This is a genomic window from Streptomyces cyslabdanicus (assembly GCF_052663305.1).
In genome coordinates this window covers 44,627-53,192 of record NZ_JBQRUW010000001.1, presented here as the reverse complement: position 1 = coordinate 53,192, position 8,566 = coordinate 44,627, and the positions used below count along the sequence as shown (strand labels likewise).

The following is an 8,566-nucleotide window of genomic DNA, read 5'->3' as shown; positions in this document are numbered from 1 at the left end:
AGGGTGTCCACGCCCTGGTTCGACGAGACCGGCGGTGAGAGTTCCTGACTCCCGGGGATGTTCATCCCCGGTCACAGTGGCGGGACCGCGCCGGATTCGCACCGGACTTCCTCTCCTGCCGCCGTATGTGGCTACGGCAGTCCACCACGCACCGCGAACACCCGTCAACCTGCCGTTGACCTGCGCAGGGGTACTGAGATGAGGCCCACACCCCGGGGCGGGCCGGACGGGAAAACCCGCCCTTCCCGGGCCGTCGCGGGGACGGTCCGGCAAGAGCGGGTGACGTGGTGACGTGTGGGTCGGGCGGGACCCGTCACGCGGATCCGACCCGGTCGCCAGGGTCCCGGGCGCGCCGGGCAGTACGGCTACGCCATGATCAGGTGGATCCCGTAGGCCACCGCGGCGGCGCACGCGGCGAAGCAGGCGTAGGCGCCGGTGACCGCGAGGACCCCGCTGCCGTCGCCCTGGGCGACGGCCCGCTCGCGGCGGGAGAGACCGGCGATGCCGAGGGTGAACAGGGCCACGAGGCCCACCGTGACGCCGAGGCTGACGCCGAAGACGGAGCCGAGGGCCGCCCAGTCGATCTTCATGGTGTTCTCTTCCTTCTGCCTGGACGCGGGCTCAGACGGCGGCGGCCGGCGGGGGCGCGACGGACGCGGGGTCGGTGGCGGGCGCGGAGGGCTGGGCGGGGATCGTGGCCGTGAGCGCGTCGGTCACCGGGGAGGCCGGGGGCGGGATGACGGCGGCGATGGCCTGGGTGACCACGCCGGCCGGCTCCTCGGTTTCGGCGTCGGTGCCGGTGTTGTTGACGTTGGTGTGGTCGACGACCTCACGGCGGGAGATCTTCCAGATCGCGGCGCTGGAGGCCACCAGGAACACGGCGACGAGGCAGGTGCCCCAGGCGCCGAGCCGGGTCACGGCCTCCGCGCCGGCCCCGACCAGAGCCGCGGCGGGCAGGGTGAGCGCCCACGCGACGGCCATGCGGGTCGCGGTGGACCAGCGGACCACGCCGCCCTTGCGGCCCAGGCCCGCGCCCATCACCGAACCCGAGACGACGTGCGTGGTGGACAGGGAGAAGCCGAGGTGGGAGGAGGCCAGGATGGCGGTGGCCGCGCTGGTCTGGGCGGCGAAGCCCTGCTGCGGCTGGAGGTCGGTCAGGCCCTTGCCCATGGTGCGGATGATGCGCCAGCCGCCGATGTAGGTGCCGAGCGCGATGGCCAGACCAGCGGAGAGGATGACCCAGGTGGGAGGGTTCGAGCCGGGGGCGAGGGCGCCGCCGGTGACCAGGGCGAGGGTGATGACGCCCATCGTCTTCTGCGCGTCGTTGGTGCCGTGGGCCAGCGAGACCAGGCCCGCGGAGGCGATCTGCCCCGCGCGGTGGCCCTTCTCGGCCGCCCTGCCGTGCGATCGCGACTTGCTGCCGATGCCGTACGACAGCCGGGTCGCGACCAGCGCGGCCAGACCAGCGACGACCGGGGCGGCGACCGCCGGGATGAGGACCTTGGTGAGCAGGACACCGCCGTGCACGGCGCTGAAGCCGGCCGAGGCGATGGTGGCGCCGATCAGACCGCCCATGAGGGCGTGCGAGGAGCTGGAGGGGAGTCCGACCAGCCAGGTCAGCAGATTCCAGAGGATCGCGCCCACCAGGGCGGCGAAGATGACCTCGGGACGGATGCCGCTCTCGTCGACGAGACCCTTGGAGATCGTGTTGGCGACCTCCACGGAGAGGAAGGCGCCCACCAGGTTCAGCGCGGCGGACATGGCCACCGCGACCTTGGGCTTGAGCGCGCCGGTGGAGATGGTCGTGGCCATCGCGTTGGCGGTGTCGTGGAAACCGTTCGTGAAATCAAACGCGAGTGCGGTGATCACCACCATCGCGAGGATCAGCGAGAAGCTTTCCATTTACCCAGGCAATCGTTCGAGCGTCATTGGCGCGTTGAACGTAGGTAACCCGGGTGAACGGAAGATGAACTGAGGCGGTCATCGCGGTGTTCCTTCCCGCGTTCCGGCGGACAGGAACGGCCGCTCGCGGGAGGTGTCCTGGCAGGATCGGCGCATGACCGAACAGCGGCGGGACCGAGCGGACGCACGAGGCGAGCGGGCCAAGGCGCGAGGGGCCGGGGCGGACGTGTCCGGGGACACGGCGCGCGCCTGGCGGGAGCTGGTCGCGGCGGCCCGCCGCACGGTGTCGGACGGGCTGGTCGTCGGCACCTCGGGCAACGTGTCCGTACGCGTCGGCGACACCGTCCTGGTCACCCCCTCGGGCGTCCCCTACGACCGGCTCACGGACGACGACGTCACCGGCGTCGACCTGGACGGCAGGCAGGTGCTCGGCACCCTGGTGCCGACCAGCGAACTGCCCATGCACCTCGCCGTCTACCGCGGCACCGACGCGGGCGCCGTCGTCCACACCCACGCCGTGCACGCGACCGCCGTCTCGACGCTCGTCACCGAGCTGCCGCTGATCCACTACATGGCCGGCGCGCTCGGCGGCCCCGTCCGGGTCGCCCCGTACGCGACGTACGGCACCGAGGAACTGGCCGGGAACGTGCTGCGCGCCCTCGCCGGCCGCACCGGCTGCCTGCTCGCCAACCACGGCACCCTCACCCACGGAGCCGGCCTCGACCAGGCCTACGACCGCACGGCCCAGCTGGAGTGGATGTGCCGTGTGTGGCTGGCGGCGTCCAGCGTCCCCGGCCTGGCACCGGCCCTGTTGACGCCGGAGCAACTGGCGCAGGCGGGGGAGCGGCTGCGGGCGTACGGACAGCAGGGGCAGGGGCAGGGGCGGGGGTAGAGAGGGGAGGGAGCCGGGGCGGAGATCGGGAAGGGCTGCGGCGAGGAATGAACGGCGCTCTTCATGGAACCCGCGCGAACATGTCACCCCGACCCTCCGTCCCACTGGCCGGTGACCGGGTGCGCCAGGACACTGGAGCCGTGCCCACTGCCAAAGCGACGGCCGCGGCCGTCACCGCAGCCCTGGCGGCCGGCGCGGCGAGCGTCGCCGCGGGCCGGCTCGCCAGCGACGCCGCGCTCAAGGCGCTCCCGGGCCGGCCCCTGCCCACCGAACCCCGGCTCACCGTGCACGGCACGGCCGCCGGCCGGATCAGCCTCACCCGGGACCTCGCCTCCCTGCGCCCGGGCACCTACGGACTGGCGGGCGACGGCTCCCACGCGGTGGTCGGCCCCGTGCTGCCCACCGCCCCGCACCGGCCCGACACCGTCGTACGCCGGCTGGAACGCGTCACCCACGGCGTCCTGCAGCGCGGCGACAAGGTGTGGCTCACCCCGAACCTGCACGTCGGCAACCCGCGCAGCGCCCTCGGCATCGAGCACGCCGACGTCGACGTCCCCGGCGAACTCGGCCCGCTGCCCGCCTGGTTCGTGCCCGGGGTGCGCGAGACCTGGGTGATCGCGGTGCACGGCCTCGGCAGTACCCGCGAACTCCCCATGAACATCCTGGGGTTCCTCCACCGCCGGCACTTCCCGGTACTGGCCCTCGCCTACCGCGGCGACCTCGGCGCGCCCCGCCCGCCGGACGGCCTGAACCACCTCGGCGAGACCGAGTGGCGGGACTTGGACGCGGCGATCCGCTACGCCCTGCGGTACGGGGCCGAGCGGATCGTGCTGCACGGCTGGTCCACCGGCGCCACGATGGCGCTGCGCGCCGCCACCCGCTCGGCGGTGCGCGAGCGGATCTCCGGACTCGTGCTGGACTCCCCGGTGCTCAACTGGGAGGTGACGCTGCGGGCCCTGGCCCGGGCGCGGCACACCCCGGGCCCGCTGCTGCCGCTCGCCGTGCGCGCCGCGCAGGGGCGCACCGGTCTGTACGGCGACCGCCTGGCCGAGGCGACGGACCCGGAGGGGCTCACCGTACCGACGCTGATCTTCCACGGCCCGGGCGACCGGGTGGCCCCCTGGCAGCTCTCCCGCCGCCTCGCCGAGCGCCGCCCCAACCTGGTCGCGCTGCACATGGTGCCGAGCGCTCCGCACGGCGCGATGTGGAACGCCGACCCCGAGGGGTACGAGGAGTCCCTGCGGCGCTTCCTGACACCGCTGATGTGAGGCGGCGGCACGGTTCCGTTTCGCCCCGCCTCCCCCGCCCCGGGAGCGGTGTCGGGACAGGTCTGCGGCACCCTTTGGAAACCGGCCGGACGGCGCCCGGCAGGGGTCCTCTTGGTCCTCCCTTGGCCTTCTCGATCGCCTGCCGTGACATTCCGTTTGGGTTTTCGGACCGTCAACCGGAAGACTGCACCCGTGACGTCCCGTATCCCGCGCGACTCCAGGCTTCGCATCGTCCGCCCACGACCCCTGGCCGCCGCCCCCCGAGCCGTGAACCAGCGGCAATCGCGCCGCCCCGCCCCGCGCCCGCCGGAGGGCACCCCGGCACCCGCGGAGCTGGCCAGAATGGCGCGCTCCCTTCTGGCCGGCGCGGCCCGCGTCGCCCGCTGGGCGGACGCCGCCCTCGGGCCCGGCCGCCAGGGGCCGACGGCCGACGACAAGGCCACCCTCTCCGACGCGACCGCCGAACGGGCGGCTGCCGATCTGGGCCTGACCGCCGCACAGGTCCGTGCCGACTGGGACACCGCCCGGCTCGCCGGCCTCATCGAGGTGCACGGCGACGATGTCCGTCCCGGCTGGCGGCTGCGTGCCTGGGACCGCGACGACAGCGCCGTCCTGCGCGGCTGGGTGGCCTTCTTCGACGCATGGTCGCTCGCCTGCCCGGAACCGGAGGACCAGGAGGCGGCCGCCGTCGCCGAGGTCGTCTCGGCCATGCCGCAGGTCCTGTCCTTCCTCCAGCTCTCCGCCGGCCCCGTCCCCGTCGAGCAGCTCCTCGACCTCCTCCGCCAGCGCGTCACCGAACTGCGCACCGACCGCTGCGAGGTCCCCTACGACCCCGTCGGCACGGCGGCCCCGGCCCCGAACGACACCACGACCTCCGCGCCGCCGGCCGAGCAGCCCGCCCCCGAGCCCGCCGCAAGGCTGGGCGCCGTCTCCGGGCCGGCTGCACGCGCTGCCGCGCCCACGGCCGTCCCCGCCCCCGCCTCCACCCCCGACAGGGGCGCCACGGCGACCGAGGCTGTCACCGTCCCCGGGCCGGAGGCCGGTCTTCGGGTGGTCCCCGCCGCAGGGACCGCCACCGTTTCCGCCGTCTCCGCACCCGACAGTGCCGCCTCCGAACCTGCCCCCGGTGACGGGATCGGGGCGGAGGGCGGGGCGCAGACCCCGGCGGCGTGCGCACCCGAGCCCGCGTGGTCGGCGCCCGACGGTGCCGCCGTCGCTCCCGTGTCCGGGGCGGAGACCGAGGTGCCGGGTGGACCGGTCACGGCCGGCTCCGGGCCCGAGGGCCGGGGCGCCCCGGTGCCCGGCGGTGCCGCTGCCGCCGTTCGTGAGGCGGGGAGCGCCGTGGCGCCCCTCGCCGCCCCCGTCGAGGACACCGCGCTGGCGCCCCTCCTCGACTGGGCGCTTCGGGCCCTCGCCGCGGTGGGCGCGCTGACCGACGGGGACGGGCAGGCCACCCTCACCCCGCTCGGCAGCTGGGCGGTGTGGGTGAAGCTGGAGCAGATCTGCGTGGCCGCGCAGAGCCCCGCCGGGAACATCGAGCAGTCGGCCGAGGACATGCTCCGCGGCTGCGCGCAGCTGCGGCCCAACGCCGCCCGGGCCGAGTACCGCGCCTGGCTCGCCGCCCGGCCCGTCGGCAGCGCCGTCACCGAGCTGCTCGCCGGCGCCCGGGGCGAGGACGCGCTGCTGCGCGGGCTCGCCTTCGAGGCGCTGCGGGTCGTCGGCGCGCCCGCCGAGCCCGACGTACGGGCCGTGCTCGACGAGCCGGCGCTCAGGCCGTACGCCCTGCTGTGGCTCGCCGAGCACGACGGCGTCGACGCGGAGGACGCCCACGAGGTGCTCACCCGCGAGGAGGCCACGTGGCTGTGGGTCGACACCGCCGCCGCGGTCACCGACCACGGCGAGGCCTCGATGCTCGTACGGCACCTGGAGGCCGCGGTGCAGCCCACCGTCCCGATGCTGCTCGACGAGGTGCGCACCGTGGGCCACCCCCGCACCGTGCAGGTGCTGGTCGCGCTCGCCGCCGCGCACCCCGACCCGGCGCTGGCCAAGGCCGTCCGCCGGGCGGCCTTCCAGGTGCATACCGGGGGCAACTGACGCCCCGGGGTCAGCCCTCGACGCGGGGGGCGTACGTGCCGAAGCTCCAGATGTTGCCCTCGACGTCCCGGGCCATGTAGTCCCGGGAGCCGTAGTCCTGGTCCGTCGGGGGCATCAGGATCTCCGCGCCGTGGTCGGCCGCGCGCCGGTGGTGGGCGTCCACGTCGTCCACCACCACGTACACCCCCGTGGGGCCCGCGCCGCGCATCGCCTCGTCGAAGCGGCCGCCGCGGCCCTTCGAACCCAGCATCACCGCGCCGTTGCCCTGCACCAGCTCGGCGTGGTGCACGAGGCCGTCCTCCCCCTCGTACACCGCGAGTTCCGTGAAACCGAAGGCCTGCGTCAGCTGTTTGACGGCCGCCTCGGCGTCCGCGTACAGCAGCGTCGGGTAGATGCTCGGGCGTTCGCCGGCCGTGTTCGCCATGCCGATCACTTCCCTGTGAGTCGGTTCGCACCGACAAGTCCGGTGCGCCGCCCAGTCTGGCACCGGCCACTGACAACGCCCCGGCGCAAACACCCGGAAAAGCGCTTGCCCGCCCCCGTTAGACTGTCCCCCATGGCCATTCTCCTCGTGCATTAGACGGCGGGTCCGTCTCAGCCACCCACCCGCCACCACACCTGCCCTGGAGTCTGTCCGTGATCTCCGCTTCCGGCATCGAGCTGCGCGCCGGTGCCCGCGTCCTCATCGAGTCCGCCACCTTCCGTGTCGCCAAGGGCGACCGCATCGGCCTGGTCGGCCGCAACGGCGCGGGCAAGACCACCCTCACCAAGGTCCTGGCCGGCGAGGGCATCCCCGCCGCCGGCACCGTCACCCGCTCCGGCGAGGTCGGCTACCTCCCGCAGGACCCGCGCACCGGCGACCTCGACGTACTCGCCCGGGACCGCGTCCTGTCCGCGCGCGGCCTGGACGTGCTGATCCGCAAGATGCGCGATAACGAGCAGCGCATCGCCAGCGGCAAGGGCTCCACCCGCGAGAAGGCGCTCAAGCAGTACGAGCGCCAGGAGACCGAGTTCCTCACCAAGGGCGGGTACGCCGCCGAGGCCGAGGCCGCCACCATCGCCGCCGCGCTCAACCTGCCCGACCGGGTGCTCGGCCAGCCCCTGCACACCCTCTCCGGCGGTCAGCGCCGCCGCATCGAGCTGGCCCGGATCCTGTTCTCCGACGCCGACACCCTGCTCCTCGACGAGCCCACCAACCACCTCGACGCCGACTCGATCATCTGGCTGCGCGACTACCTGAGGACCTACCGCGGCGGCTTCATCGTCATCTCCCACGACGTCGACCTGGTCGAGACGGTCGTCAACAAGGTGTTCTACCTGGACGCCAACCGCGCCCAGATCGACGTCTACAACATGGGCTGGAAGCTGTACCAGCAGCAGCGCGAGGCCGACGAGAAGCGCCGCAAGCGCGAGCGGGCCAACGCGGAGAAGAAGGCCGCCGCGCTCAACGCGCAGGCCGACAAGATGCGCGCCAAGGCCACCAAGACGGTCGCCGCGCAGAACATGGCCCGCCGCGCGGACAAGCTGCTCAGCGGCCTGGAAGCGGTCCGCCAGTCCGACAAGGTGGCCAAGCTCCGCTTCCCGGAGCCGGCGGCCTGCGGCAGGACGCCGCTGACCGCCGAGGGCCTGTCGAAGTCGTACGGCTCCCTGGAGATCTTCACCGACGTCGACCTGGCCATCGACAAGGGCTCCCGAGTCGTCATCCTGGGCCTCAACGGCGCGGGCAAGACCACGTTGCTGCGCCTGCTGGGCGGGGTGGAGCAGCCCGACACCGGCCGGGTCGTCGAGGGCCACGGGCTCAAGCTTGGCTACTACGCCCAGGAGCACGAGACCCTGGACGCGGACCGGACGGTGCTGGAGAACATGCGCTCGGCCGCTCCCGACATGGACCTGGTCGAGGTCCGCAAGGTGCTGGGCTCGTTCCTGTTCTCCGGCGACGACGTCGACAAGCCGGCCGGGGTCCTCTCCGGCGGTGAGAAGACCCGCCTGGCGCTGGCGACCCTGGTCGTCTCCGCCGCCAACGTCCTGCTGCTCGACGAGCCCACCAACAACCTCGACCCGGCCAGCCGCGAGGAGATCCTCGGCGCGCTGCGCACCTACAAGGGCGCCGTCGTCCTCGTCACGCACGACGAGGGGGCGGTCGAGGCGCTGCAACCGGAGCGGATCATTCTGCTGCCCGACGGTGTCGAGGACCTGTGGGGCGCCGACTACGCGGACCTCGTCGCCCTCGCTTGACCGAACAGGCGATCAACGGCGTATGGATCATTCGGCCCATCGGTGATCCACCATCTGCGTGAGATCTCCTCGTATCGAGGTGTGTCCTCCGTAGATTTCGCGGCCGAGCCCTTATGTGCCAAGGGCTCGGCCGCCGTGCGTCGCTGACCAGGTACTTCGTGGAAGAACCCGATCG

At 73.5% G+C, this 8,566-nt stretch carries 7 protein-coding genes and 1 riboswitch; of the genes, 4 read left to right on the top strand and 3 right to left on the bottom strand.

Features of this window, described 5'->3' with window-relative positions; translation table 11 throughout:
- Nucleotides 1-19: 19 nt before the first annotated feature.
- Nucleotides 20-161, bottom strand: a riboswitch (cobalamin riboswitch).
- A 204-nt stretch (nt 162-365) separates the two neighbouring features.
- Together ACTYVM_RS00280 and ACTYVM_RS00275 are read right to left on the bottom strand one after the other, a co-directional pair.
- Nucleotides 366-590: a hypothetical protein gene (locus ACTYVM_RS00280; RefSeq protein ID WP_400026449.1), complete on the bottom strand. Its 225-nt coding sequence runs from the start codon at nt 588-590 to the stop codon at nt 366-368.
- A 31-nt stretch (nt 591-621) separates the two neighbouring features.
- Nucleotides 622-1,902, bottom strand: coding sequence for an inorganic phosphate transporter (locus ACTYVM_RS00275; RefSeq protein WP_445523928.1), 1,281 nt, complete (start codon nt 1,900-1,902; stop codon nt 622-624).
- A 154-nt stretch (nt 1,903-2,056) separates the two neighbouring features.
- Here ACTYVM_RS00275 and ACTYVM_RS00270 point away from each other — a divergent pair, with 154 nt between their 5' ends.
- The 3 genes from ACTYVM_RS00270 to ACTYVM_RS00260 all read left to right on the top strand — a co-directional run bounded on the left by ACTYVM_RS00270 (nt 2,057) and on the right by ACTYVM_RS00260 (nt 6,156).
- Nucleotides 2,057-2,794 carry a class II aldolase/adducin family protein gene (locus ACTYVM_RS00270; RefSeq protein WP_445523927.1) on the top strand — a complete coding sequence of 246 codons (738 nt, stop codon included), beginning with the start codon at nt 2,057-2,059 and terminating at the stop codon, nt 2,792-2,794.
- 140 nt (nt 2,795-2,934) lie between these two features.
- A complete protein-coding gene (locus ACTYVM_RS00265; RefSeq protein WP_445523926.1) occupies nt 2,935-4,062 on the top strand; it encodes an alpha/beta hydrolase in 1,128 nt (375 codons plus the stop codon).
- 798 nt (nt 4,063-4,860) lie between these two features.
- Nucleotides 4,861-6,156, top strand: a complete 1,296-nt coding sequence (locus ACTYVM_RS00260; RefSeq protein ID WP_445523982.1) for a hypothetical protein — start codon at nt 4,861-4,863, stop codon at nt 6,154-6,156.
- Nucleotides 6,157-6,166: 10 nt separating this feature from the next.
- On the opposite strand, the gene ACTYVM_RS00255 is transcribed toward ACTYVM_RS00260, so the two are convergent.
- Entirely contained in the window at nt 6,167-6,580 is a 414-nt protein-coding gene (locus ACTYVM_RS00255; protein ID WP_445523925.1) for a VOC family protein, read from the bottom strand.
- 212 nt (nt 6,581-6,792) lie between these two features.
- Between ACTYVM_RS00255 and ACTYVM_RS00250 the strand changes: the two genes are divergently transcribed.
- Nucleotides 6,793-8,391 (top strand): ABC-F family ATP-binding cassette domain-containing protein, encoded by a 1,599-nt coding sequence (locus ACTYVM_RS00250; protein ID WP_445523924.1) that lies wholly within the window; start codon nt 6,793-6,795, stop codon nt 8,389-8,391.
- The last annotated feature ends 175 nt before the right edge of the window (nt 8,392-8,566 follow it).

What these genes read in the sequence shown, in the direction of transcription:
- ACTYVM_RS00280 (WP_400026449.1), bottom strand. Translation starts at nt 590, where the DNA reads ATGAAGATCGACTGGGCGGCCCTCGGCTCCGTCTTCGGCGTCAGCCTC.
- ACTYVM_RS00275 (WP_445523928.1), bottom strand. Translation starts at nt 1,902, where the DNA reads ATGGAAAGCTTCTCGCTGATCCTCGCGATGGTGGTGATCACCGCACTC.
- ACTYVM_RS00270 (WP_445523927.1), top strand. Translation starts at nt 2,057, where the DNA reads ATGACCGAACAGCGGCGGGACCGAGCGGACGCACGAGGCGAGCGGGCC.
- ACTYVM_RS00255 (WP_445523925.1), bottom strand. Translation starts at nt 6,580, where the DNA reads ATGGCGAACACGGCCGGCGAACGCCCGAGCATCTACCCGACGCTGCTG.